The 25,587-nt window shown below is 39.7% G+C and carries 22 protein-coding genes; 12 read left to right on the forward strand and 10 right to left on the reverse strand.

What is annotated here, in order from left to right:
* Positions 1 to 9: 9 nt before the first annotated feature.
* Positions 10 to 699, reverse strand: a complete 690-nt coding sequence (locus tag LY11_RS10435) for an ACP phosphodiesterase (RefSeq protein ID WP_111633653.1) — start codon at positions 697 to 699, stop codon at positions 10 to 12.
* A gap of 151 nt (positions 700 to 850) precedes the next feature.
* Between LY11_RS10435 and tyrS the strand changes: the two genes are divergently transcribed.
* Entirely contained in the window at positions 851 to 2,137 is a 1,287-nt protein-coding gene (gene tyrS, locus LY11_RS10440) for a tyrosine--tRNA ligase (protein ID WP_111633654.1), read from the forward strand.
* A gap of 1 nt (position 2,138) precedes the next feature.
* Here tyrS and LY11_RS10445 read toward each other — a convergent pair whose 3' ends face one another.
* Genes LY11_RS10445 through LY11_RS10455 form a run of 3 tightly spaced genes read right to left on the reverse strand, consistent with a single transcriptional unit; the run spans position 2,139 to position 5,947 of the window.
* Positions 2,139 to 3,122, reverse strand: coding sequence for a LuxE/PaaK family acyltransferase (locus tag LY11_RS10445; RefSeq protein ID WP_111633655.1), 984 nt, complete (start codon positions 3,120 to 3,122; stop codon positions 2,139 to 2,141).
* A 32-nt stretch (positions 3,123 to 3,154) separates the two neighbouring features.
* Positions 3,155 to 3,505 carry a hypothetical protein gene (locus LY11_RS10450; RefSeq protein WP_111633656.1) on the reverse strand — a complete coding sequence of 117 codons (351 nt, stop codon included), beginning with the start codon at positions 3,503 to 3,505 and terminating at the stop codon, positions 3,155 to 3,157.
* Positions 3,506 to 3,508: 3 nt separating this feature from the next.
* Complete coding sequence (locus LY11_RS10455; RefSeq protein ID WP_111633657.1) at positions 3,509 to 5,947, reverse strand: penicillin acylase family protein; 2,439 nt, start codon at positions 5,945 to 5,947, stop codon at positions 3,509 to 3,511.
* A gap of 284 nt (positions 5,948 to 6,231) precedes the next feature.
* Here LY11_RS10455 and LY11_RS10460 point away from each other — a divergent pair, with 284 nt between their 5' ends.
* From LY11_RS10460 to LY11_RS10470, 3 genes are all read left to right on the forward strand, one after another.
* On the forward strand, positions 6,232 to 8,706 hold the full coding sequence (locus tag LY11_RS10460) for a glycoside hydrolase family 31 protein (RefSeq protein WP_111633658.1): 2,475 nt from the start codon (positions 6,232 to 6,234) through the stop codon (positions 8,704 to 8,706).
* A gap of 109 nt (positions 8,707 to 8,815) precedes the next feature.
* Positions 8,816 to 10,777 (forward strand): 1,4-alpha-glucan branching protein GlgB, encoded by a 1,962-nt coding sequence (gene glgB, locus LY11_RS10465; RefSeq protein WP_111633659.1) that lies wholly within the window; start codon positions 8,816 to 8,818, stop codon positions 10,775 to 10,777.
* A gap of 3 nt (positions 10,778 to 10,780) precedes the next feature.
* Positions 10,781 to 11,308: a GNAT family N-acetyltransferase gene (locus LY11_RS10470; RefSeq protein ID WP_111633660.1), complete on the forward strand. Its 528-nt coding sequence runs from the start codon at positions 10,781 to 10,783 to the stop codon at positions 11,306 to 11,308.
* An 86-nt stretch (positions 11,309 to 11,394) separates the two neighbouring features.
* Here the strand turns inward: LY11_RS10470 and LY11_RS10475 are convergent, their stop codons facing one another.
* Positions 11,395 to 13,761: a TonB-dependent receptor gene (locus LY11_RS10475; protein WP_111633661.1), complete on the reverse strand. Its 2,367-nt coding sequence runs from the start codon at positions 13,759 to 13,761 to the stop codon at positions 11,395 to 11,397.
* 224 nt (positions 13,762 to 13,985) lie between these two features.
* Positions 13,986 to 14,285 (reverse strand): hypothetical protein, encoded by a 300-nt coding sequence (locus LY11_RS10480; protein ID WP_111633662.1) that lies wholly within the window; start codon positions 14,283 to 14,285, stop codon positions 13,986 to 13,988.
* 278 nt (positions 14,286 to 14,563) lie between these two features.
* Here LY11_RS10480 and LY11_RS10485 point away from each other — a divergent pair, with 278 nt between their 5' ends.
* From LY11_RS10485 to LY11_RS10495, 3 genes are all read left to right on the forward strand, one after another.
* Positions 14,564 to 15,661 (forward strand): sensor histidine kinase, encoded by a 1,098-nt coding sequence (locus tag LY11_RS10485; RefSeq protein ID WP_111633663.1) that lies wholly within the window; start codon positions 14,564 to 14,566, stop codon positions 15,659 to 15,661.
* The gene (locus LY11_RS10490; protein WP_111633664.1) at positions 15,636 to 16,397 is read left to right on the forward strand and encodes a LytR/AlgR family response regulator transcription factor; all 762 of its coding nucleotides are present in this window, start codon (positions 15,636 to 15,638) and stop codon (positions 16,395 to 16,397) included. Before LY11_RS10485 ends, LY11_RS10490 begins: the two co-directional genes overlap by 26 nt.
* 171 nt (positions 16,398 to 16,568) lie before the next feature.
* Positions 16,569 to 16,808: a hypothetical protein gene (locus LY11_RS10495; protein ID WP_111633665.1), complete on the forward strand. Its 240-nt coding sequence runs from the start codon at positions 16,569 to 16,571 to the stop codon at positions 16,806 to 16,808.
* A 68-nt stretch (positions 16,809 to 16,876) separates the two neighbouring features.
* On the opposite strand, the gene gap is transcribed toward LY11_RS10495, so the two are convergent.
* From gap to pfkA, 3 genes are read right to left on the reverse strand one after another with little or no spacing between them, the layout of a single operon-like run.
* On the reverse strand, positions 16,877 to 17,878 hold the full coding sequence (gene gap / locus LY11_RS10500) for a type I glyceraldehyde-3-phosphate dehydrogenase (protein ID WP_068395060.1): 1,002 nt from the start codon (positions 17,876 to 17,878) through the stop codon (positions 16,877 to 16,879).
* Positions 17,879 to 17,883: 5 nt separating this feature from the next.
* Positions 17,884 to 18,726: a hypothetical protein gene (locus LY11_RS10505; RefSeq protein WP_111633666.1), complete on the reverse strand. Its 843-nt coding sequence runs from the start codon at positions 18,724 to 18,726 to the stop codon at positions 17,884 to 17,886.
* 1 nt (position 18,727) lies between these two features.
* On the reverse strand, positions 18,728 to 19,714 hold the full coding sequence (pfkA, locus tag LY11_RS10510; RefSeq protein ID WP_111633667.1) for a 6-phosphofructokinase: 987 nt from the start codon (positions 19,712 to 19,714) through the stop codon (positions 18,728 to 18,730).
* A gap of 117 nt (positions 19,715 to 19,831) precedes the next feature.
* On the opposite strand from pfkA, the gene LY11_RS10515 reads away from it, so the two are divergent.
* Positions 19,832 to 20,521 carry an NUDIX hydrolase gene (locus LY11_RS10515; RefSeq protein WP_068395066.1) on the forward strand — a complete coding sequence of 230 codons (690 nt, stop codon included), beginning with the start codon at positions 19,832 to 19,834 and terminating at the stop codon, positions 20,519 to 20,521.
* Between the two features lie 77 nt (positions 20,522 to 20,598).
* Here LY11_RS10515 and LY11_RS10520 read toward each other — a convergent pair whose 3' ends face one another.
* Positions 20,599 to 21,462, reverse strand: coding sequence for an N-acetylglucosamine kinase (locus LY11_RS10520; protein WP_111633668.1), 864 nt, complete (start codon positions 21,460 to 21,462; stop codon positions 20,599 to 20,601).
* A gap of 506 nt (positions 21,463 to 21,968) precedes the next feature.
* On the opposite strand from LY11_RS10520, the gene LY11_RS10525 reads away from it, so the two are divergent.
* The 4 genes from LY11_RS10525 (at position 21,969) to LY11_RS10540 (ending at position 25,546) form a co-directional block, all read left to right on the forward strand.
* Positions 21,969 to 23,009, forward strand: a complete 1,041-nt coding sequence (locus LY11_RS10525) for a threonine aldolase family protein (protein WP_111633669.1) — start codon at positions 21,969 to 21,971, stop codon at positions 23,007 to 23,009.
* Positions 23,010 to 23,019: 10 nt separating this feature from the next.
* Positions 23,020 to 24,504: an acetyl-CoA carboxylase biotin carboxylase subunit gene (gene accC / locus LY11_RS10530; protein ID WP_111633670.1), complete on the forward strand. Its 1,485-nt coding sequence runs from the start codon at positions 23,020 to 23,022 to the stop codon at positions 24,502 to 24,504.
* Between the two features lie 5 nt (positions 24,505 to 24,509).
* Positions 24,510 to 25,094, forward strand: a complete 585-nt coding sequence (locus LY11_RS10535) for a riboflavin synthase (RefSeq protein WP_111633671.1) — start codon at positions 24,510 to 24,512, stop codon at positions 25,092 to 25,094.
* A 152-nt stretch (positions 25,095 to 25,246) separates the two neighbouring features.
* Entirely contained in the window at positions 25,247 to 25,546 is a 300-nt protein-coding gene (locus LY11_RS10540) for a hypothetical protein (RefSeq protein WP_111633672.1), read from the forward strand.
* Positions 25,547 to 25,587 lie beyond the last annotated feature (41 nt).

Consider the following 25,587-nt stretch of genomic DNA (forward strand, 5'->3'; position numbering starts at 1 on the left):
TTTTTGCAATTAGAAGGATTGTTTAGCCAGTTCTTCCTCGATCTGATTGAATATAGTCAGAAAGCCCTGCTTGTCCAGCTGTTGCTTAAACTCTTCCAGCTTCTGCGTTAAGGTTTCCAATTGCTCTTCGGTAAATGGATTGAGCCATAACCGCATACAAATCCGGTTCAGTGCATAGGTAATATTTTCAATTTTCTCATAGCTGAAAAGGTATTCACTGGAGATAAACTTATCCAGAAAATGAGCGAAACGCGGCTGGTCTGTTAACCCGGCATATTTTAAAAATCCGGTTAAGGATTCGGTGTGTGCGCCGCCCAGCTGCTGGTAAAAAAGAGCGGTATTTACCTTATTCTGAGTTAAAAGGAGGTGATCAAGAATGAGCTCCAACCCGATATGTGCTAAAAAGAAAGGCTTTACGGGGCCGGTTTGTAAGGCTGGTAAGATCAGTTGTTTAAGGATAGCGGTCTGCGTTTTGAAAAATTCTGAGGAATGGAATAAACGGTCTACTTCCAGGTGTCTTTTCCATCCGCTAAGCAAGTCGGCATATTCAGGTACATCCCTGAAAAGGTATTCATCTTTCTGCGGATTAAGGTTCCAGTCTTTGTCAGCATTTTTGATCAGGTCGGGCAATACCACACCCATCACCATATAATTATTGGAGTTTTGCCGTTCAAAATAAAAGTGCGAAAGAAAGTTCATCGTTTTAAAAGTAGGATTTTTTTAGGAGGGAGCCGGGGAAATGGCCCAAATAACCCATAATTATTTATACCTGACAAGAATCTGTCCAAGATCCGCTTTTATCGGGCGCTAAGTTTAAACGGTTTCTTATCTTTGCCGAAATTATAAAGCGATGACCAATTTTGTTGATGAATTAAGATGGAGAGGCATGTTACATGATATCATGCCCAATGCAGAAGATAAATTAAATGAAGGCATGTGCTCAGGATATATAGGTTTTGATCCTACGGCTGATTCGTTACATGTTGGTCACCTGACGCAGATTATGACATTAATTCACTTTCAACGTGCTGGCCATAAGCCTTATGCGCTTGTGGGTGGAGCTACTGGTATGGTCGGCGATCCGTCGGGAAAATCTGAGGAAAGAAATTTACTGACCGAAGAAACATTGGCTCATAATCTGGATGGAATTAAAAAACAGTTGAATCAATTTTTAAGCTTCAGCGCTGAAGGTAACGGTGCGGTGATGGTTAACAATGCAGATTGGTTTAAAGGTTTTAGTTTCCTTGATTTCATCAGGGATGTAGGTAAGCACATCACTGTGAACTACATGATGGCCAAAGACAGTGTGAAAAAGCGTTTGGAAGGTGATACTGGTATGTCTTTTACGGAGTTCAGTTACCAGCTGATCCAGGGTTATGATTTCTATTATTTATGGAAAAATAACAATTGTACAATCCAGATGGGTGGTTCTGATCAATGGGGTAATATTGTAACCGGAACAGAATTCATCAGAAGAAAAGACAGAGGAACAGCTTATGGATTAACTACACAACTGATCAAAAAATCGGACGGTACTAAATTCGGAAAAACTGAAAGCGGAGCAATCTGGTTAGACCCTGAGAAAACTTCTCCTTATAAATATTACCAGTTCTGGCTGAATGCTACAGATTCCGATGCGAGATCATGGATACGTATATTCACCTTGCTGGAGCAGCAGGAATTAGAGAAATTGGAAGCAGAACATGACGCAGCACCTCATTTGAGGATTCTGCAGAAAGCACTGGCTACTGATATTACCATCAGAACACATTCTGAAGCTGCTCTGGAAACAGCAGTGAAAACTTCAGAATTCTTGTTTGGTAATGGTTCTTTATCATTTTTAGAGAGTCTGAGCCCTGCACATATCCTGGAAATCTTTGACGGTGTACCTCAGTTTGTAATTAGCCGTGAAGAATTAGCATCAGGTATTGATGTAGCTACCTTACTGGCGGAAAAAACGACAGTATTCCCATCCAAAGGAGAAGTAAAGAAAACTATCCAGGGTGGCGGATTGAGTATTAATAAAGAAAAAGTAGCAGAGGTTACTGCCAGTTATACTGTCAGCAACCTGATTAATGATCAATATATTATCGTTCAGAAAGGTAAAAAGAACTATTTCCTGTTAATCGCGGAATAGTTTACTGAACCAGCAGGTTACAGCCTCTGATGTCTGCATTGTCAAAACGGCCAAGTACTTCAAAGGAACCGCCAGGCAATAACCGGCCCAGGTCCTGTGTAGCGATAAACGAGCAGGAGTTAATATTGGCAAGGTCAATAATGTTAATGCCTCCTGTCTGAGTAGAATTGAGGAGTGTTAGGGGATCATTCGTGTCCCTTAACACAATCTTCATCCAGTTTGGACAATCAAATACACCTTCTCCCAAAGAATAAGCTTGTGAAAGCAGCTCAGTCATACCATATTCACTGTGGATGGCATTTACACCAAATCCGCTTTTTAATATTTCGTGCAGTTCTTCCCGGACCATTTCTTTCCTCTTTCCTTTCATACCGCCGGTTTCCATCACGATTAATTCGGGGAAGTCTAATTGGTGGTTTTCAAGAAAGTCGAGCAGGGCATAGGTAACGCCAATTAATAACGTTGGCTGACCTGCCTTTTTTAAAGCCGTTAATTTTTGGAAAAGCTCTTCGTGGTTGTGTAAAAAATAGCCGCTATCGGGATGTTTGCTTTGTTTCAGTAATTCGTCAATCATATAGATCAGTGAAGAGCCGTCTCTTTCCAGATAGGAAGGAAGTAAAGCCAGCAGGCAAGTGTCTGCTACCGGGCCGTAAAACTGCTCAAATGCTTTGTTAAAACTTTCTTCGTATACACTCAGGTCAGTTACGACATGTTTGCTCTGTACCATTCCGGTAGTTCCGGAGCTGCTGAAAACAATTTCCTCTGGCTCAGTATTACTGACCACGCGATGGGTTTTGAAAAAGCTGATCGGCAGATAGGGAATATCAGCAACCAAGGTGATCTGTTCAGGTTTAATATTCAGGTGAGTGATAAACTGACGATAGGGTACACAAAACTCCGCCTGGTGTTTGAAAACGGCCAGTGCAGTTTCATTAAACTGCTGTTCATCGCGGATAGAAAATATTTGAGGAATTAAAGCTTTCACGCCGCAAAAATACACAAAGAGTTAGATAAATCTTATGCTGTTGTTTTTTTAACCAGTACTGCTTTTCTGAACTGGTACCCACAATAACCGCTTACTGCAGCCACGAAGCCGCCTAGTAATACTGAAACTAATAAAACTAACCACCAGGCGTGAAGACCGAACATTTCTGCAACGCGCGAAACCAGCAGATTATGGTTAGGCAGGCTCTGGTATAAAGCAACGCCTGTCCATAATACGACAATCGCAAAGAAAGGTTGCCACAAAGATAGTTTTGCCGTTTTACCGATTAACCCGCAGGTTGCAAAGGAAAGGATTACAATGATCCACCAGGGTAAAATCATTTGTAATAAAAAAGAGGCGATAAGTATAACTAGAAAGACCATGTGCTATTTTTTAGAAATTTTTAAACGAGAAAGAACTTTACCCTGGGTATCCTCAGCAGATTGCATCAGGTAAAGGTCATATAATTTACCATCTGCCCAGGTACTCAGCATGTCGTCATAGAAAAAGCTGCCCGGATTACCTGATTGTCCGCCGGGGTATACACCATGGCCTTTAGGCTTTTTCCCAAGCTCAACGATCATTCTCCACGATGGCCCATTTTTTTCACTTAAGGCATTAATGGTACTTTTCGCTCCTCCGATCATTAGTGTTTCCGAACCCATTCCCGGTATATTGGCCAGGTGAGGTACATGTGTCTGTTTCACATTTGCCCATTGCCATCTTTTACCGATCGGCCCGTATTTTCGCTCCAGACTATCGCAGGTGTATTTAAAAGCTTCATTAACGAGATCATTCAAAGTTTCCTTTTGCGGAGTATTCACGTTGTCGAACCATTTTGAGCCCGGGTCTTTTAAAATTAATTCCACAGTCCGGTCTTTGGAAGGATACCGCATCGGTACTGAGGCAATCGTAAATTCGTCATCCCAGATGTCGATAAATAAGCGTTTTGTCCACAGGTCGAAAATACTGCCGCCAATTGCGTTGGCGGTAAAAAATTTATCCCATTTGCTGGTGATTTCCAATGCTTCTTTTTGTGTCGCATTGAGTTTTGCCGGGTCAATTTTTGAAAGTAGTGCGGGCAGCAGATCCTGAGCCAGAATACTGTAACTGTCACTTTGCATGATCCGGATACTATCGGCGGTTGCTTTTGTCATCGCTTTAAGCCTGTCATTAATTCTTTTGCCACGTTCATAAGAGCCAAATTCCCAATTGACATAATAAGGGTAGGATGGATCGGTAGAGGACTGATTTGCTGAGCTGACAAAGTTTCTTTCCGGATTTTTAACTGTCGGATTTTGTGCATAAGGTATCCATCCCTGCCAGTCATTCTTAGGATCAGAGCCATCGAGTATAAACTTACCCTGATCTTTCCATTTCAAAGGGAATTTTCCATTCGCTGTAATGGCAATATCATTCGCTGAAGAAGCAAAAATAAAGTTCTGTGCAGGCGCTGTATAATAAGTCAGTGCTTTCCGGTAGTCGTTGTAATTTTTACCCCTGTTCAGTAAATAAAAAGTCATCAGCTCATTTGATTTATCATGCGCAATCCAGCGCAGCGCATTACCGGTAGGCACATTGTTGGCCATGCCGAACTTTTCTGGTTTCTGAAAATAAACAACCGGACCATGGTGGGTATAAAAAACGGTATCTATTTCATTTTTAGCACCTCTGATTTTTATCTTTTCCAGTCTTACAGTCGTATTTTTCCACGCATTGTTGTATTTATACTGCTTGTGTGTATCATCCTTAAATTTGATCTGGTAAAAATCCAGTACATCAGCGGCAACATTGGTTACGCCCCATGCAATGTCTTTGTTGAAACCAATTGTAATACCAGGAGCGCCTGGAAGAGACACTCCATAAGCATTAAGTCCGGGTGCATTTAACTGGATCTGATACCAGATAGAAGGCAGTGTTAAATTCAAATGGGGGTCATTGGCCAGAATTGGATACCCTGAGGCCGTTTTTGCACCAGAGAGCGCCCAGTTATTACTGCCAATACCATCTTCCAATACTTTGGTTTTTACTTTACCTATAGTCATTTCAGTGAAGTCTGCAGGAGTTTGAGGAACCTGCAGTGGCTTGAAATCCCATTTTGTACCTACAGGAATAATAGGGTCTTCACGGAAAGGATAGTCAGGGAATAAGTCGGCAGTTACTTCAGGGCCATATTTTTTTAGAATGTTACTCATATAGAATTCATCAGAACCCATAGCGAGTACTGCTGACATCTGTTTTAAAAGCAAAGCACATTTAAGCGGTGTCCAGTCTTCGGGCTTAAAATCAAGTATTTTATATTCTAATGGAAGCTGTGCGCTGGAAAGTGAGTGGATATAGTCATTGATCCCGGCGGTATAAGCTTCAATCATCACTTTTGATTTAGGATCTTCCATCATGCCTTTTAAAGAGTTCTCAGCACCATAAACCATACCCATGCGGCGTTGGTATCTGTCGAGTTCAATGGCTTTAGCACCCACTACTTCAGAGAGCCTTCCGGCTGCAAAACGGGTCTGAAAATCCATCTGCCATAAGCGGTTCATTGCGGTAATATAGCCTTGTGTGTAATAAACATCGTGGTCATTTTTAGCAAAAATATGAGGGATCATCCGGTCATCAAAAACGACCTCAACTGTTTCTTCTGTCCCTTTCAGACGGATTGCACTTTTTTTAGCAACACTCATCTTTTCTGCATTCTGCCAGAAACCGGTAAAGGGGTTAAGGAATTTTAAAAGCGGGGGGACGGAACCAAATTTTGTGTTTAACACAATGGCTAACAGTATAGGTATAATGACGCAAATGAATGCTTTGAATTTGTTCTTCATATTCTATTGAATTACCGGTTAAAGTATTTGGTATCCTATGGCAATTTAATATAAAACTGGATTGATTGCTAATGTTAATCGTATTTGTGATTTTCAGCTGAAGATGGTTGCTGGTTTGTTCAAGAAAATGCTAAATAGATTCAGCAAACTTTATTTTGATCTTGATAGTTGAAATTTCTATTAGAATTATATCTGAAAAATCTTGTGTTTTGGCATAATAATTAACACTTTAGCTAGGTCAATCAGACAATTTATACACACAAACAGATTACGGAAACCTTTTTATGGAAGAATTCGAAGAGCAAGGAAACGAAATAACGGACAACGAAAATATCAAGGAAATAGTTGAATCCACTATTCAACATTTAAACAATCCGGTATTAGCTTTAAAACCGATAGTTAAGAAATATCTTACGCAAGTTCGTGATGTTCGTAAGGATGGGAACAAATTTTTCTTCTCGGATGGGGAAGCCTGCGTAGAGGTCAGAATAGTAAGTAATGAAATTATACGCGTCAGACTTGCGCCACATAGTGTTTTCCTGGAAGACTTTTCTTATGCTGTTCCGGTTGTGGATCAGAAAGTAAGTACGTTCAGTTTCGATGAGGAAGAAGATTATTATGCGATTGCAACCAATACGGTAACTTGTAAAATCAGGAAAGAGGATTTTCATATTTCATTTACAGAGAACCTGTCCCAAATTGTGATGAGTGAAGATGCCTCTCCGATGCACTGGGAAGAGAATGCGGATTTTGGAGGGTATTATGTTTTTGCCACTAAAAAATGTTTTCCGGAAGAGAACTTTTTCGGCCTTGGTGATAAATCAGGAAATATGAACCTGCGCGGCCGTCATTTTCAGAACTGGAATACTGATGCTTATTCTTTTGGATGGGATCAGGACCCTTTATACAGAACAATCCCGTTTTATACAGGCGTTCATCAAAAATCTGCTTACGGTATTTTCTTTGACAATACCTTCCGCTCTTATTTTGACTTCGGTAAAGAAGATAATGGTAAGACCAGTTTCTGGTCAGATGGTGGTGAATTACAATATTATTATATCCACGGGCCACATATGATGGATGTGGTAAAACGTTATCAGACTTTGACCGGCACGCATCCTATGCCTCCTAAATGGGCTTTAGGGTATCATCAGTGCCGCTGGAGCTATTATCCGGAAACCAAGGTGAAAGAAATTGCAGATGGGTTCCGTTCCAGAGATATTCCTTGTGATGCGATTTATTTCGACATTGATTATATGGATGGTTACCGCTGTTTTACGTGGAATAAAAAACACTTTCCTGATCCAAGGAAAATGATCAAGGAATTAGCAGACGATGGGTTTAAAACTGTCGTGATGATTGATCCGGGAATTAAAGTAGATGATAATTACTGGGTTTTTAAAGAAGGAAAAGAGAACAACTATTTCTGCAGAAGGAGTGATGACTATTTTATGGAGGGTCATGTGTGGCCAGGCAGATGCCAATTTCCTGATTTCACGAACCCAGCAGTAAGAGATTGGTGGGGAGGCTTGTATAAAGAGCTCGTAGACATGGGGGTTGCAGGGGTTTGGAATGATATGAATGAGCCGGCAGTATTCGGCGCAGGAACTTTTCCAAACGATGTACGTCATAATTACGATGGGCACAGAGGTTCACACCGTAAGGCACATAACGTGTACGGGATGCAAATGGTACGTTCAACTTATGACGGCTTGAAAAAGCTGATGCGTAATAAACGTCCTTTTACGATTACCCGTGCCGGATATGCTGGTATGCAGCGTTATGGTTGTGTATGGACAGGTGATAATGTAGCGAGCTGGGAACATTTAAAAATAGGAAATATACAATGCCAGCGGATGTCAGTTTCAGGAGTCCCTTTTTGCGGAACTGATATTGGAGGATTTAGCGGTGAACCGGATGGAGAGTTATTTACCCGCTGGATTCAGTTAGGAACATTTTCTCCTTTTATGCGGGCACACTCTGCGGGTGATACAGCCGAAAGAGAGCCCTGGAGTTTTGGAGAGCCTTATACTGCGATCAACCGTAAGTTTATTGAATTGAGATACCGTTTAATGCCTTATTTTTACTCTGTATTCTGGGAGCACCACCGTTATGGTTTCCCGATTCTGAGGCCTCTGGTGATGTTGGAGCAGGAAAATGTGAGCAATCATTTCAGACAGGATGAATTTGCCTATGGGGATAAAATCCTGGTATGCCCGATTTTAGAGCAAGGGGCTGTTTCAAGGACGGTGTATTTGCCAAAAGGACAATGGTATAATATCTGGACGCATGAATTACTTGCCGGAGAAAACGAACATTTAGTAGATGCGCCGTTAGAGAGTATGCCTATTTTCATCAAAGCGGGGGCTGTTATTCCAGAGTATCCGGTGATGCAGTATGTGGGAGAGAAACATGTAGACGAGGTATTACTGAATATCTTCTATGCGAACTATGAAGTGAATTCATTCTTCTTTGAAGACCATGGGGACACTTTTGCCTATGAGCAGGATATTTATTCGGAGAAAAAGTTCACGGTTAAAGGAAACGACCGCCGCCTGCTGATCCAGCAGAAACTGGAAGGTTTATATACACCGAATTATGAAACCTATAATTATAACTTAATTGGCATTCCTTTTGGAGTTAAGAAAGTCATTGTAGACGGATTGGAAATTAAAGACTATTTTACTGACGATAGAAACTGCTTACGTTTTAAAAGCAATAAAAACTTCTCTGTAATACAAATTCAGGGAGAAATATAAACAACTGGTTTAAGCAGGCTATGCTTGTCTGCTTAAACCAGTTGCTAATGAACAGGAGCGGAGATTTCCAGAAGGAAGCATTTTGAACTAAATATAACCCCTTAAAATAATGGCTAAAGCGAGTCAGGGTAAACCTGTTAAAGAAAATATTGCCGTATCTGCAGATGCACCTGTCTGGATTTTTAGTTTACTGACAGACTTTGATGTCGCTTTGTTTATTTCAGGCAAACACTTTCGTTTGTATGAAAAAATGGGTGCACATCTTTTAAATGTAAATAATAGTGAGGGAACTTATTTTTCGGTATGGGCACCTAATGCGCATGCTGTTTATGTAACCGGAGATTTTAACCAGTGGCAGGCTACTTCGCATCTTTTATATAAACGACTGGATGAATCAGGAATCTGGGAAGGCTTTATTCCCGCAGTAGGGAAAGGGGCTGTTTATAAGTATTTTATCAAAGGATTTGATGGGAAAGATTATGAAAAGGGCGATCCTTTTGCGACCCGTTGGGAGCATCCTCCGCAAACAGCGTCAGTAGTCTGGGATACTGCATATGCCTGGAAAGATAAGGCATGGCTGAAAAAACGTCCTGTATTAAATGCACTGGATCAGCCTATGTCTGTTTATGAAGTCCATCTGGGCTCCTGGCAGCGCGATCCTTCAGAGCCTGACCGGATTTTAACTTATAAAGAAATAGCCAATACCTTAGTACCATATGTGCTGGAAATGGGCTTTACCCATGTCGAGCTGATGCCGATTATGGAATATCCTTATTATCCTTCCTGGGGTTATCAGATCACCGGATATTTTGCGGCCAGTTCCCGGCATGGAACGCCGCAGGAACTGATGTACCTGATTGAACAATTCCACAAAAATGATATTGCGGTAATTTTGGACTGGGTACCTTCACATTTCCCGGGTGATGCGCATGGGTTGTTTCATTTTGATGGAACACATCTGTATGAACATGCCGATATGCGTAAAGGCTTTCATCCCGACTGGAAATCCTATATCTTCAATTATGACAGAAACGAAGTCAGGTCTTTTTTGATCAGTAATGCGATGTACTGGCTCGATCAGTTTCATGCGGACGGTTTACGTGTGGATGCGGTAGCTTCTATGTTATATTTTGATTTCTCCAGAAAGGCGGGAGACGCAGCAACCAATGAATTTGGCGGCTCAGAAAATCTGGGGGCTATCCAGTTTCTAAAAGATCTGAATGAATCTATTTATACGAATTTTAAAGGTGTACATACGATTGCTGAAGAAAGCAGTACTTATCCGGGCGTAACACATCCGGTAGCTGAAGGAGGTTTGGGTTTTGGAATGAAGTGGATGATGGGCTGGATGAATGATACGCTGAAGTATTTCAAAACCGACCCGATAGATAGAAAATATAATCACCATCAGCTGACCTTCAGCATTACCTACGCATTTTCTGAAAAGTTTATGCTGCCTTTCTCTCATGATGAAGTGGTGCATGGTAAATCATCTATGATTTATAAAATGCCGGGTGATGAATGGAGAAAACATGCAAACCTGCGCCTTTTATATGCTTACATGTTTACCCAGCCTGGTACTAAACTCCTTTTTATGGGGAATGAGTTTGCACAGAATGGAGAGTGGAATTTTACAAACTCACTGGACTGGGATTTGTTGCGCTATAAGTCTCATTCAGGGATGCAGACTTATGTGAAAGCATTGAATAAGCTATACCGCACAGAGCCGGGGTTATATGATTTTAATTTTTCTGCTGAGGGATTTGAATGGATCAGTGCGGATGATAGTGACCATTCTATTTATGTGTATACACGCAAAGGACATAAAGCAAAGGATACCTTGATTGTGATTTTAAATATGACTCCTGTATACAGGCAGAATTATAAAATAGGTTTGCCATTTAAGGCATCCTGGAAAGAAATTTTCAACAGTGATGCAACGGAATATTTTGGTAGCGGTAAGCTCAATACAACCGCTTTTGCACCAGAAGCGACCTCAGTGAATGGAAGAGAGTATTCAATTTCAATCAATATTGCGCCTTTAGGTGCAATGATATTAAAAACGGTATAACACATGGAGATCTGGATAGAGACGGAAAGGTTAATACTCAGAGAATATGTTGAAGCGGATTGGAAGGCTGTTCATGAATACGCAAGCCAGGAAGAAATCCTGGTTTACGAAAATTGGGGGCCTAATACGCACGATGATACGTTAAAGTTTATTGAGGAAGCGCTGAAATTGAAAGAAGCTGTACCCAGATTAAGTTTTGAATTAGCCATTGTATTGAAAGAAGAAAACAGGCTGATCGGGGGTTGCGGTTTCAGGTTTGATAAGAAGGAGGAGGATAAGGGAAACTTAGGTTACATCATTAATCCATTATATTGGAGAACCGGATACGCTAAAGAAGCTACAAATGCTTTGATTCAATTTGTAGCTTCCGAATTAAGCGTCAGGACTATTGATGCCACTTGCGATGTTTTAAACCTGGCTTCCCAGGCAGTGTTAAAACATTGCGGTTTTTTCAGGATCAGGTTAATCAAGAAACATTTTGAAATGAAAGGCAGAGTCAGGGATACTTTCGTTTACGAGAGAAATACTTGAAATTCTGCTTCCTCCACCACAATAAGAAACCAGGTTCAGCCAGCTGTGGATCGAAAAGGCCACAACCCGTGTTAGGTTTAACTTCTTCATTGAATCAGGTAACTTATGCCTAATCTGTAATTCAGCGGATCACCTAAACCACCGGTAACGGTGCTTGATCTGCTGCCTGTGAAATAGCGTTTATCTGTTAAATTATAAGCATTCAGCTGGATATTGTATTTCCCTCTGCGGTAATTAAGCGCAGCATCAAAAACGGTATAAGAAGGAAATATAAAATTCTGATTTGTTATCTGGCCAACCTGATCGCTTACATAGCGCACTCCTGCAGCTATTCCAATCCCTTTAACTGCACCTTTGGCCATCGTATATTTAAGCCATAAATTGGCGATATGCTTTGGTGCATTACTAAACCGGTCACCTTTTTTACCGAAGGTACTGGTACTTAAAATCACATGGTCGTTATAGGCGTATCCGGCGATAATATTGAAATTCCGGATCGTACCGGTCGCTGAAAACTCTATCCCATTACTTCTTGTTCCTTTCAGGGCTTCCTGACGATGAGAATTTTCTTCTGTGGGTGCTGAAGCGAGAATATTCGCATACCGGATCTGGTAAATAGCTATGCTGGTTGAAATTGCGTTGTTCATAAAATCTCCCTTATATCCGATTTCATATTGTGTTGCTCTGCGGGTAGGAAAAGGCCCGCCCGACAATACGTTATTAGAGGTCTGAGGGTTAAATGATTTTAAGAAACTTGCATAAACAGAAATATTGGCCGCTGGTAAATAGACTAACCCAGCGCGCGGAATCAGTCCGGAAGCTTGCAATTCATCACCCTGTTTATTATCTCTTGCTGATAGTGGTGTCTCTTTTGCCTGGTAAGAATCATAGCGCATTGATAATAATGCTTTGATCTTTTCACCAATGCTGATCTGATCCTGAACGTATACTCCGATAAGATTTGTTATTCTTTTGTTATCATCTGATTCCTGCGCTTTAACGGACTCTGCGGGTGGATCGAGGCTGTAATCAGGATTGAAGATAGAAATGCGTGTAGCGGGCTTATATTGATAATCATTTTTAGTCCAGCCGTAACGGTTATAATCAACTCCAGTAATGATATGATGCTGAAGTGATCCGGTACTGGTTTGATAAGCTAAGTAAGCAGTGGTCTGCAAACTAAAACGGCTGGTTTCCCAATCCTGATAACCTCTGCTAATTGAATCATTTCTTATTTTACCTACCGGGATGTGATCTGTATAATCCAGCTTACTGTTCACGGCGCGGTGCACAGCTGTCAATTTCAATTTATCGCTGAATTGATGGTTAAAAGTCAATGTAGCTGATACATTATCTGTTTTTCCATAATCTGTCGGGCTTTGTATGGTCAGGTTATTCGGATAGTAGTTGAAATCAAAGGTTCCGTCCGCATTTGTCTTGATATAAGTACCGTTATCGTATTGCTGATTCACTTTTTGATGTGCATAATTGATCTCCAGGTTTAAATCAGTACGCGCAGAGAACAGATAGGTAAGCGAGGGCGCGATGAAAATGTTTTCTTTATCCTGGTAGTCCCTGAAACTTTTCGATTTATCATACCCTATAATTGCACGGTAAAGCAGTTTTTTGTTCTTAGATAACGGCCCTGTTAAATCGGCCGACAATCTTTTGAAGTCCCAGCTGCCTATAGACAGATCAAATTCATATCTTTCTTTAACCTGGGGTTTTTTAGTCACGAAATTAACGACACCTCCCGGTGAACCTTCACTAAATAATGCTCCTGAAGGCCCACGCAGTAATTCTACGCTTTCAATGTTATATAATAGGGGTTGTTGACTCCACAGGTATAAATTTCCGCGGATACCATTGTACAAGAGGAAACTTGCATCTGTAGGGGAGTAGGCTGTAAAACCGCGGATACTAAAAGAACCACTTCCGTTATTGGCCTTCATCCCGGTAAAGGAGCTGGAGATCTCGTTCAGGGTGAATGCCTGGCGGTCTTTAATCACCTGATTGGGAATGATTTGGACAGACTGCGGGGTAGTTAATAAAGGAATATCCATCCGTGTGGATGTGTTGGAGCTGGTCACTTTGTAACGGTTTTTAACTGCGCTAACTGCTACCTCATTCAATTCCTGCCTGCTTTTTGAAAGCTGGAAATTGAGGTTCAGTTTTTTACCGGGTTCAATGATCAGGTTTTGCCTGGTGGCGGTATAACCCACGTTAGAAACAATTAAGACATAGGTTCCCGCCGGAACGTTCTTAAAGTTGAAATTCCCATGCGCATCAGTTACTGTTTTGATCTTGGTGTTTTGAAAGACCACATTTGCACCCGGAATAGGTTCATTGTCAAAAGAAACGATATTGCCGTGTAAAGTTCCTGAAGGGGATTGGGCGGAGAGTTTACAGGTAGATAAAAGTAAAAATATATAAAGGAAAACCTTGATTTTCATGTGTTTTTAATGATTTTGATTTAGTCTCAGCATCGGGCTGATACTAAATCAGTATATAATTCAGACTTATCATCAGCAGAAAGCCAATGACCAGCGCAGCTTGAAATACAGCGCATAACAAACCATCAGTTATCTTGCTGTAAATAAATGAATACAACAATATATCCGCATAACGGAATTCATTTGCGTTACACGGCAATAAAAGAGGGTATACCAATAAAAATTTAAGCGAAAGCTACCTGTGGCGGTCTGAAGATGTCGTTATGAAAAGAGGAAGGTTTGAAATGGAGATAAAATCTGTTGAAATTATCCTTTTGAGCAGCTAAAAGATAACCTGCAAAATCAAGTTTGTTCAGTTTGCAGAAAAATAAGACGTTCGTGTTTTCCTGATTTTGATTTCTTTGCTTTTGCTCATTGTCTTCGGCCATTTTTAGCTTTTTGGCTAAAATACATCTACCGTTACAGTGCATTTCAGGTCTGCTTTTATTCTCACAAAGTACAGTTGAAATATAACGTTCGTTCATTTTAAAAGATAGCGTTACCCACAATTTGTTAAAGGATTGTGAGGCAATGATAATGAGTAATAAAATGCAGACTGATCTTCTCAATGACTGTGCTTGTTTAATATGCCGCAAATGTATCATTTTTTCATGAAAAGGGGAGGGATACCTTCGCAATCCAAGTGTTAAAAACGATTTATTGATTTTGTAATTTCGGATGTGATGTTGTCCGTTTCGGGAGTGAAGTACTTTATCATCTTAAGCTAAAGCTGCACTTTCGCATAAAACCCGGAAAAAAATAAATGAGAAACCTTTTTTCAATCCTGACTATATTTGCCTCGATGAAGACGAAGCTGCCGGCGAAAAATATATTAAAAGTAAGTTGTAGTTTTTCTCTGACCATTTGCCTGTTCTCCTTTAGTTCTGCTTTTATGGAAGGGGAGACTGTACAGGGCGCACTATGCCGGTCCGCTATGTTTTTCTTTCTACTGGTGCTGATCAGTGTGGGTAATACTGGCTTACTGCTGGTTTTTAGAAAAGAAAATGATACTACAGGGCGTAATTGTTCAATCTGGTTTTACATTTCAAGTTTCATCCTCAGTACACTGGTCATGTGGACGATGTACAATTTTCAAAATTACCTGATTGAAAAAGGAATATCAACAAGTACGCTTGGAACAAGAGTTAAAGGCGATATTATCTATTTTTATATTTTAATACAGGGATTATTTGTCAATTGCATATTGCTGCTCCTGCAGAACTTTATTATTATACAGGATGCCAATAACAAAGCGCAGCTTGAAAATTCCCGTTTAAATGCGGCAAGTTCAGAGGCGGCTCATCAATTGTTACAACAACAGATCCAGCCTCATTTTTTGTTTAATGCCCTCAATATTCTGAAGTCACTGATTAAAAAGAGCCCGGAACGCGCAGAAGATTACCTGCTGCGGTTATCAGACTTCCTAAGAGTATCCATGTCTGGAAATAAACGCGGATTAGCCACTCTGAATGAGGAAATAAAATTAGGGATAGACTATCTGGAAATGCAGAAGGTCAGGTTTGGTGAAGCTTTGCAGTTCTCTTTTGAAATTACCAAATCAGAGCAGTTGTTACCTGTGTTTTCTTTACAGCCACTGCTGGAAAATGCAATTAAGCACAATGAGCTTACTGATGAAGAGCCTTTGATCATTAAAATCAGGCAGGAAGGTGATTCTATTATTGTAATTAACAATGTGAAATTAAGAGCTGTGACAGAACATTCCACAGGAAGTGGTTTAGCAAATCTTGCAGAAAGATATAAGTTATTATCAGGTGATGAGATCGACATCAAAGATGATGGGAGATTCTTTTCAGTGCGTTTAAAAATTTTAGAGAATGAAGATCGTAATTATAGAGGATGAAAAATTAACGGCTGAGGATCTTGCGGATGTGATTTTAAAATTACAGCCCGGTGCGCAGCTGGTCGCTTTGCTGAAATCTGTTAAAGAAGCTGTGGCTTATTTCCAAAATGCCCCGGCACCAGATCTTATTTTTAGTGATATTCAGTTAGGGGATGGGGTGAGTTTTGATATTTTTAAAGTCGTCAATGTCACCGCACCTATAATTTTTTGTACTGCTTATGATGAATACGCTTTGAATGCTTTCAAAACAAATGGTATTGATTACATTTTAAAGCCATTCACAGAGGTGTCCATTGCCCAGGCTTTGAATAAATACCATGCTTTATGCAGAGGGTTTTCTGATCAGCGTATTTCTTACGATGCACTTTTTGATCTTTTTGTAAATAAGATGCCACAAAAAACTTCTTCTATACTGGTCAATTATAAAGATAAAATCATACCTGTTAAAACCGATCATATCGCCTTATTTTATATTGCAAATGAGGAAACGAAGCTGCTGACATTTGAACATCAGACTTATGTGCTGAATAAGAAACTGGAAGAGCTGGAAAAATTATCGGGTGATGACTTTTTCAGAGTAAACCGTCAATACCTGGTGAACAGAAAAGCAGTCAAAGATGCAGCTCACTTTTTCTCCCGTAAGCTGGTCATCAATCTTTCCGTTTCCTTCAAAGAGCCGATCACAATCAGTAAGGAAAAGACCCCCCAGTTTCTGGATTGGCTGGCTAGAAAATAGGAGCATGTTTACCGGTTATTTTTGACCGTTCACCGCCAATTTTGTGCGTTTCAGCCTCAAACCCCTTTAGATAGTTGATTTGTTACCTCATCTTTAGCTTAGAGGTTTCTGCCGGGCAATAGAAAGAAATATTTGCAAGCGTTGTCTGAATCCTGAACTATTTAACTATAAATGATGAATGTAATTATATTTAAAACATCAGTCCAGGACAAGGATGATCTGGATTGTGTAAGGCCAGCACTCAATGCTTTCCTGGGAGAGAAGAACTGGACATTCGATTTAGAAGACGTAGATAAAATTTTAAGGGTAGTGAGCCCGGTAATCTGCACGATAGCCGTAGAACAATTATTGCTGGAACATGGATTCCTGTGTATAGAAATGCCTTATTCTCTGGATGAGTTTAATACTTAAAACCAGAAAGGGATCTTCCTTGCGGAAAATCCCTGTTCTAACTACCTATGAATCTGTGTGAACAGATATTATTTTAAGTTTCCGTAATATTCTACGAATTTAGCTAATGCTGAAGAATAGCCCCATTCGTTATCATACCATGAAACAACTTTCACGAAGTTATCATTCAATGCAATACCTGCGTTTGCATCAAAGATAGAAGCGTGGTCATCACCGATAAAGTCAGAAGAAACAACTTCATCTTCAGTGTAACCTAAAACACCTTTTAATTCACCTTCAGAAGCTGCTTTCATCGCATCTTTAATCTGTTGGTAAGTAGCTGGTCTTTCTAAACGTACAGTTAAATCTACTACTGATACATCAGCAACCGGAACACGGAAAGCCATACCAGTCAATTTACCTTTTAATTCAGGAATAACCTTAGTTACTGCTTTAGCAGCACCTGTAGCAGAAGGAATGATGTTAGAGAAACCACCACGTCCGCCTCTCCAGTCTTTCGCAGAAGGACCATCAACAGTTTTCTGTGTAGCAGTAACTGCATGTACAGTACTCATTAAGCCTTCAGCAATACCCCAGTTGTCATTTAACACCTTAGCGATTGGCGCAAGGCAGTTAGTAGTACAAGAAGCATTAGAAACAACAGTTTGATCTGCTGTTAATTTATCATGATTTACACCCATTACGTAAGTAGGGATTGAATCATCTTTAGCCGGAGCAGAAAGAACAACTCTTTTTGCACCTGCAGTAAGGTGTTTCTCTGCATCAGCCTGAGTTAAGAATAACCCTGTAGACTCAATAACAGTTTCAACACCTACTTCGTTCCATTTTAAGTTAGCCGGGTCTCTCTCAGCTGTGATACGGATAGTTTTTCCGTTAACTACTAAATGTCCGTCAACTACTTCGATAGTTCCATCAAAACGACCATGTGTAGAATCGTACTTCAACATATAGGCCATGTAATCTGGCTCTACAAGATCATTTATTGCAACTATGTCCAGACCTCTTTTTAACGCAGCTCTAAAAACTAATCTGCCGATACGGCCAAAACCGTTTATTCCAATCTTTGTCATTATTATTAATTTGAATAGTAATTAAGTAAATTATATATTGGTTCTTTGGTAATCGTAGTAATTTCAAAACCATTTTTCATTGCTACAGCGCGCAAACGGTCTTGAAAGTTCCCTGCCACTATACCTACAAAATGGACTTCCTCACCAGGATGAAGTTTGATCGTAGGCAACAGGTAAGTATCTATATAACGCTGAAATCCGTTATCTAGTAGCTGCTGAATATATTCATGTTCCCTGTTTTCTATAAAGAAGTCCAGGAAAGAGCTCAGAAACTGCTGAGCCATCGTTTTTTTGTATACTTTATCCAGTATTTCTGACCTGTTCAGGTCATACTTTTTACTGAATTTCTTCATCAGATCTGCAGGCAGTTTCTCCTGAAGGTAATATTTCAGGATCATTTTGCCAAGGTAAGTAGCAGAACCTTCATCACTGAGGATAAACCCCAGTCCGAAATTATTAGGTTCAGGTTTAGTACCATCAAAGTAGGCACAGTTAGCGCCACTTCCCAGGATACCGACCACTCCGCTTTTATTGAAACAAGCAGCAATAGCAGCGCCATATAAATCATCCTGAACAGTGATTTTGCTGTGTTTAAAGAACATCCTTAAAGAAGCCACTAATTCATTCCGGCGATCTAAAGAGGTTGCTCCGGCAGCAAAAACATGGATCTTTTTAATCTGTTCTGCGTTGTTGATTAAAATAGATTTTTTATTCAACTGTTGCAATAATGATTTTTGATCTACAAAAAACGGGTTTATACCAGGCATACTACATTCTGCAATGGTTTTGCCGTCTTTAGCTATTTTCCACAGGGCAGTTTTTGAGCCACTATATACTACCGCTATCATGTTAAATTGATAAAACTTTAGTCATTTCCAAAAGATCACTTTCTAATTTAAAACTATGCTCTGTCAACGCTTCATCCAAGCTGGTTAACCTGATCTCATTGCCACGTAAGCCTACCATTTGTTGTGTACTGCCTTTCAGCAATTCATTTACAGCGGCATAACCTAAACGGCTTCCTAAAATCCTGTCAAAACTACTCGGGCTTCCGCCACGTTGCAAGTGTCCTAATATAGTGACCTTTGTGTCATAATGATTGAATTTTTCTTTAACATGTTTCGCAATGTCATAAGCGCCGCCTTGTTTATGTCCTTCAGACACAATTACAATGCTCGACGATTTTTTTGTTGCTGCTCCGATTTCCAATTGTTTAATCAGTTCATCAAGACTCGTTGCTTTCTCAGGCAGTAAGACAGCTTCAGCTCCACAGGCAATAGCGCTTCTTAAAGCGATACAACCTGAATCCCGGCCCATTACTTCTACAAAAAATAAACGGTCATGCGAATCTGCAGTATCCCTGATCTTATCTATAGCTTCAATAACTGTGTTAATCGCAGTATCGTAACCTAATGTAAAATCAGAACCGTATAAATCATTGTCGATGGTACCAGGAATGGCAATTACATTGATATGATGTCTTTGTGCAAAACGACGGGCTCCGGTAAAAGTACCATCACCGCCAATTACTACAAGTGCATCTATTTGGTGCAGTTTAAGGTGCTCATAAGCAAGATCCATTCCTTCGTCGGTTTTAAACTCTAAACAGCGTGCTGTTTTAAGTACTGTTCCGCCTAAATGGATTATGTTGCTCACTGAACGGGCATCCATAGGAATAATATTGTTAGTTATTAATCCTTGATAACCTTGCAAAACTCCAAACATATTTATACCATTGTAAATACCGGTACGTACTACTGCTCTGATGCATGCGTTCATTCCGGGAGCGTCACCCCCAGATGTCAATACAGCGATATTTTTGATATTTGGTTTCATCTGTTTATATTACGAATATACCGTGTAGATATTACACTAAGTAATTTATTTTGATTTATTTTATGTAAATCGCAAACAAGTATATTAATTTGCTTTAGTTTTTAAAAATTTAATGTTTTGAAAGAAGTCTTACCACAGCTTAATTCCACCTTCTCAATTGATTGTGTTTTATTCGGATTTGATGAAGGAGAATTAAAAGTTCTGCTGATTGAAAGGAACGAGGAACCTTTTAAAGATTGGTGGGCCCTTCCGGGGTATCTTGTAAATGAGAACGAAAGTCTGGATCAGTCCGCGGCCCGTATCTTGCACGAACTCACAGGAATAGAGAATGTTTACATGGAGCAGTTTTATACTTTTGGTGACGTAGGCCGTCACCCTCAGGGAAGAATTATATCCGTAGCTTATTATGCAATGTTGCGATTGGGAGGGGATAAAGCCCTTAAGCCGATCAGTAATTATGCGAAACAAGCACACTGGATTAATGTCAAAGACTTACCTCCGCTGGCATTTGACCACCAGAAAATATTTGACCAGGGACTCGAAAAAATAAAAAGAAGGATCAAACATCAGCCAATTGCTTTTGAATTACTTCCGGAGAAATTCACTTTGACACAATTACAAAATGTGTATGAAGTGATCTTGGGTAAGAAATTAGATAAAAGGAATTTCAGGAAAAAGATGCTGAGCTTTAATGTCTTGAAAGATCTCAATGAGAAACAAAAGGGAGTTTCCTTCCGCGCGGCAACCTTATACCGTTTTGATAAAAGAAAATATGGAAAGTTATTTGGAAAAGAAATCTCCTTTTAAATTTCTTTCTGTGCTATTCTAACAAAAAAAATCCCGGTTATTCATAACCGGGATTTTTTATAACATTTGTTTTTTTTCTATTTCAGACTTCTTGCTGGCTGCATATGGTAATCAACAAGATCATCTATAGGAGAACGGATAATTTTCCCTACACCCATTTCATATCTGTCTGCAACAATACTTAATATATCTCTGAAGCTATAGCCTACAGAACCTACACAGTTCAAGGTATAATCTTTATAGTTCGGGTAATGAATAACCAGATTTTCAAAGAATGCTGTAAAAGCATATTCAACTGTAGAGAACGCATAATCCTCATAGTTATCTTTGAAATCATACAAGAACTTACTGAATCCTGCACAGAAACGATTTGGAAGAGGTTTATTGTAAATATGATCGAAAATATCTTCGTTCGTCAAAGCGAAGTTGTCATAAAAACTTTCTCTCAAACCTTTAGGCATGTAACCTTTCATATAATCACCCAGGATACGTTTACCGATATAGCAACCGCTACCTTCGTCTCCTAAGAAATATCCTAAAGAGTCAATGTTTAAAGAAATATCACTTCCGTCATAAAGACAAGAATTTGTACCTGTACCTAAGATTGCGGCAAAACCTGGCTCATCACCCAGTAATGCTCTGCAAGAAGCCAGTAAATCATGTCCAATAAAGATGATTGCATTAGGGAAAACCTGTCCCATTGCATCTGCTACAATTTTTTTATTCGCGTCAGTTGAACAACCTGCGCCATAATAATATACTTCTGTTAGCTTATCTGCCTCTAAATGATCTGGTAAAGATTTTTTTAAAGATTCAACAATATAATCTGTACGGGAAAAATACGGATTGTAACCTTCGGTATTAAAATGAATTTTTCTACCAGCTTCATTAATTAAGCACCAATTGGTTTTGGTTGAACCACCATCTGCAATAACTATCATCTTAATTTGTTTTTTTTGGGGTAAAAGTAAATATTCCTGACACTTCAAACATGTTTTTTTCCATTTTCAGTTTTTTTTTCTGATTCCTGCGTTTATCCTTGTAAGTTATTTTTCAATTTTGTTATTATTCCTTCTATTTACTAGCTATTAGCTTTCCCAATTCAAATATCTTCTTCCTCATGCTTCTTCGTAAACCGCAAATATTCAGGTATTAAGCCTTCGTAATTAAGATATTGTTAAATTAACACTAAGATAAAATTACACTAGTTATTTTAAATTCCAAATTTTAATATTTTATCGGGGATGACAAATGTCATAATATTCTTTTAAAATACCCAATCATTCAATTTTAAAACACTCATAAAGAGCAATTAAAGAATTTTATGTGGTATTTAACGAACACACGAATAAAAATACTTTGATGTGAGCTGTAATTGTGATAATTTCACCTTTAAGGATTAAAAGAAGCGCAAAAAATTAAAATTGTATGCTGTCCTGTTTTTTCTATGCAAAATAAAATAGATTTTAGAAGTGATACTGTAACTATACCCACACCAGAAATGATCGCTGCGATGATGACCGCAAAAGTTGGTGATGATGTATATGGAGAAGATGAAACCGTAGCCGCACTTGAAAGTAAACTATCCGGCCTTTTTAAGATGGAAGCAGGACTTTTCTGTCCTTCAGGAACTATGACCAACCAGATCGCAATTAAATGTTTCACCCAACCGATGGATGAAGTGATTTGCGATCAGACTGCCCATGTTTACCGCTATGAAGGAGGGGGGATTGCTTTTCATTCGGGGGCATCGGTCAGATTACTGAATGGCCCAAGGGGGATTTTAACCCCTGAGCTTATCAGTCCTGAAATTAATGAAGATAATATCCATTATCCGAATTCAAGTTTAGTCGTTCTGGAAAATACCGTGAATAAAGGAGGGGGTGCCTGTTATACGCTGGAGCAGATTGCGCCAATTGCGGAATTATGTAAAAGCAGAGGACTGAAACTTCATTTAGATGGGGCAAGGATCTTTAATGCACTGGTTAAAACCGGGGATGCAGCTGGGGATTACGGGCAATATTTTGATGGGATCTCTATCTGTCTTTCTAAAGGATTGGGTGCACCAGTAGGTTCAGTTTTATTAGGTTCCAGGCAGACTATTCATCGGGCAAAAAAGATCCGTAAAGCATTCGGTGGCGGTATGCGTCAGGCAGGTTTTCTTGCTGCGGCAGGGATTTACGCATTGGATCACCATGTTGTAAGGCTTGCTGAAGATCATCAGCATGCACAGTTACTGGCAGATGCCTTGGGCGCTGCAGATTTTGTAGCTGCTGTGATGCCCGTTGAAACAAATATTGTAATTTTTAAAATAGCTGACAGTTATACCATCGCCAGCGTATTGGATAGTTTAACAGATAGTGGCATTTTATGTGGTGCTACAGGTCCTGATACGTTAAGATTTGTGACGCACCTGAATACTGATGCGAATCAGATTGCACAAGCTGTGCAGCTGATCAAAGAACTGAAACCAGAAAAAAAATCCTAAACAGATTTATATGAAGAAGATTTTAATTGCCAACAGAGGGGAAATTGCTTTGCGTATTATGCGCTCTGCAAAGGAAATGGGTATACTGACAGTCGCTGTGTTTTCAGAGGCTGACAGAGAAGCGCTGCACGTTCGTTATGCGGATGAGGCAATTTTTATAGGCCCTGCCCCGGCAAATCAATCTTATTTAGTGGGTCAGAAAATAATCGATGCTTGTTTGCTGACCGGTGCACAGGCGATACATCCGGGATATGGGTTTTTATCAGAGAATGCTGAATTTGCGAGAATGGTCAAGGATGCAGGTTTGATTTTAATTGGCCCTACGCCCGAGGCAATGGCTATTATGGGAAACAAATTGTCTGCAAAAGCTGCTGCGTTGAAATATCAGATCCCTATGGTTCCGGGAACTGAAGAAGCAATTACTGATATTGAAGAAGCGAAACGCAGAGCACAGGAAGTTGGTTTCCCAATCCTGATTAAAGCTGCTGCAGGTGGTGGTGGAAAGGGAATGCGGATCGTAGAAGAACTTGCGGTTTTTGAAGAGCAGATGCAGTTAGCAGTAAGTGAAGCAAAATCAGCGTTTGGTGATGGCGCAGTGTTTATAGAAAGGTATGTATCCTCACCCCGGCATATAGAAATACAGGTGCTGGGCGATAATTATGGAAATATTGTCCACTTGTTTGAAAGGGAATGTTCCATTCAAAGAAGGCATCAAAAGGTGATTGAAGAAGCGCCTTCCAGTGTACTCAGTCCTGAAATCAGGGCGGAAATGGGTAAATGTGCTGTGGATGTTGCCAGATCGGTTAATTATACGGGTGCAGGAACGGTCGAGTTTATTCTGGATGAGAACCTTGATTTCTTTTTCCTGGAAATGAATACCCGTTTACAGGTGGAACATCCGGTTACAGAGCTGATCACAGGACTGGATCTTGTTAAAGAACAAATAAAAATAGCCCGGGGCGAAAAGTTAAGCTATAGCCAGGAAGATTTAAAAATCAACGGGCATGCGATAGAACTCAGAGTTTATGCGGAAGATCCTCAGCACAATTTTCTTCCGGATATTGGAGTGCTGAAAACTTACCGTACACCAAAAGGAAACGGGGTTCGGGTAGATGATGGATTTGAACAGGGCATGGAAATTCCTGTGTATTATGATCCTATGATTGCCAAGCTGATTACTTTTGGGGCAGACCGCAAAGAAGCCATTGCCAGAATGCGCAGGGCAATTTCAGAATATGACATTACAGGCATTCAAACTACTTTGAACTTTGGTAAATTTGTAATGGAGCATGAGGCGTTTACTTCAGGAAATTTTGATACCCATTTCGTTGGTAAATACTTTAATCCAGAAAAAAAGGAAGATACAAACGAGGATGAGGCACTGATTGCCGCGATAGTTGCGTTGAAAAGCCTGAAGAAAAAGAAAATTGCTGCTGTGGCAACAACAGCAGAGGGGACATCAAGCAACTGGCTTAAAAACCGGACAAAATATTAGAATTTATGTTTACAGGAATTATTGAAACACTAGGTGCAGTTAAAGAGATCAGAGAAGAAGGAACAAACCTTCATTTTACCATTGAATCTGGATTAAGTAATGAATTAAAAATTGACCAGAGTGTATCCCATAATGGCGTGTGTTTAACTGTCGTAGCATTGGATGATACGACCCATACGGTTACCGCTATTCAGGAGACGCTGGAGAAAAGTAACCTGCAACACCTCGCTTTAGGTATGAAAGTAAATCTGGAGCGTTGTATGCAGATGAACGGCCGGCTGGACGGACATATTGTACAAGGACATGTAGATCAGACCGGAGTATGTGTGCTCAGAGAGGAACTGGATGGCAGCTGGGAGTACCGTTTTAAGTATGATAGCAGCAAAGGTAATGTAACTGTTGAAAAAGGGTCTGTTTGTATCAATGGAATCAGTTTGACAGTGGTTAACTCTGCAGAAGATGAGTTTTCTGTATTTATCATTCCTTATACTTTTGAACATACCAATTTACAGGAGGTGAATACAGGAGATACCGTAAATCTTGAATTTGATATTATTGGTAAATATGTAGCAAGGTTACTTCATAAATAGTTGGAAGCTGTTTTTAATATTCAAAGACAGACCATCTATCTTCTTGCTTATCTTGTGATTATCCAGCTTTTGAAAAGATATTAAAATCTATGGCAAGGTAATTGGTTACTGTTAATTGTAAATAATTACAGAAGAATATAAAATTTAGTCATATGGATACTTTAAAAAAGTTTGAATTAATGGAGAAGATTGTAAGAGAGTTAGAAGACTTACAACATTCGCAACAAGCGATTATTCAAAAGATCGGGAAAATTGAAGTAGATAATATTGAATTAGGAGATAAAAAACTAGATAAAGATTTACCAGATATGCATCAGCGTGTTGCTGATAACCTGGATACCATTGTAGAGATATTAGCTTACTTCGCTGACAAAACTCAAAACTTTGGTAACAAGAATAATGTTGAGGTGCTGAAAGAGAAGCAAATCATCAATGACGCAACAAAGGGTTAGTGTGTTTAATTGTTGTGTAATAAAAAAGGGGCTGTTTTTTA

Source organism: Pedobacter cryoconitis (assembly GCF_003259615.1).
GTDB classification, from domain to species: Bacteria; Bacteroidota; Bacteroidia; order Sphingobacteriales; family Sphingobacteriaceae; genus Pedobacter; species Pedobacter cryoconitis.

Bases quoted from the DNA above. Each gene is read 5' to 3' on its own strand.
- LY11_RS10435 (WP_111633653.1), bottom strand. From the start codon at position 699: ATGAACTTTCTTTCGCACTTTTATTTTGAACGGCAAAACTCCAATAAT.
- tyrS (WP_111633654.1), top strand. From the start codon at position 851: ATGACCAATTTTGTTGATGAATTAAGATGGAGAGGCATGTTACATGAT.
- LY11_RS10450 (WP_111633656.1), bottom strand. From the start codon at position 3,505: ATGGTCTTTCTAGTTATACTTATCGCCTCTTTTTTATTACAAATGATT.
- LY11_RS10455 (WP_111633657.1), bottom strand. From the start codon at position 5,947: ATGAAGAACAAATTCAAAGCATTCATTTGCGTCATTATACCTATACTG.
- LY11_RS10460 (WP_111633658.1), top strand. From the start codon at position 6,232: ATGGAAGAATTCGAAGAGCAAGGAAACGAAATAACGGACAACGAAAAT.
- glgB (WP_111633659.1), top strand. From the start codon at position 8,816: ATGGCTAAAGCGAGTCAGGGTAAACCTGTTAAAGAAAATATTGCCGTA.
- LY11_RS10470 (WP_111633660.1), top strand. From the start codon at position 10,781: ATGGAGATCTGGATAGAGACGGAAAGGTTAATACTCAGAGAATATGTT.
- LY11_RS10475 (WP_111633661.1), bottom strand. From the start codon at position 13,761: ATGAAAATCAAGGTTTTCCTTTATATATTTTTACTTTTATCTACCTGT.
- LY11_RS10480 (WP_111633662.1), bottom strand. From the start codon at position 14,285: ATGAACGAACGTTATATTTCAACTGTACTTTGTGAGAATAAAAGCAGA.
- LY11_RS10485 (WP_111633663.1), top strand. From the start codon at position 14,564: ATGAGAAACCTTTTTTCAATCCTGACTATATTTGCCTCGATGAAGACG.
- LY11_RS10490 (WP_111633664.1), top strand. From the start codon at position 15,636: ATGAAGATCGTAATTATAGAGGATGAAAAATTAACGGCTGAGGATCTT.
- LY11_RS10495 (WP_111633665.1), top strand. From the start codon at position 16,569: ATGATGAATGTAATTATATTTAAAACATCAGTCCAGGACAAGGATGAT.
- gap (WP_068395060.1), bottom strand. From the start codon at position 17,878: ATGACAAAGATTGGAATAAACGGTTTTGGCCGTATCGGCAGATTAGTT.
- LY11_RS10505 (WP_111633666.1), bottom strand. From the start codon at position 18,726: ATGATAGCGGTAGTATATAGTGGCTCAAAAACTGCCCTGTGGAAAATA.
- pfkA (WP_111633667.1), bottom strand. From the start codon at position 19,714: ATGAAACCAAATATCAAAAATATCGCTGTATTGACATCTGGGGGTGAC.
- LY11_RS10520 (WP_111633668.1), bottom strand. From the start codon at position 21,462: ATGATAGTTATTGCAGATGGTGGTTCAACCAAAACCAATTGGTGCTTA.
- LY11_RS10525 (WP_111633669.1), top strand. From the start codon at position 21,969: ATGCAAAATAAAATAGATTTTAGAAGTGATACTGTAACTATACCCACA.
- accC (WP_111633670.1), top strand. From the start codon at position 23,020: ATGAAGAAGATTTTAATTGCCAACAGAGGGGAAATTGCTTTGCGTATT.
- LY11_RS10535 (WP_111633671.1), top strand. From the start codon at position 24,510: ATGTTTACAGGAATTATTGAAACACTAGGTGCAGTTAAAGAGATCAGA.
- LY11_RS10540 (WP_111633672.1), top strand. From the start codon at position 25,247: ATGGATACTTTAAAAAAGTTTGAATTAATGGAGAAGATTGTAAGAGAG.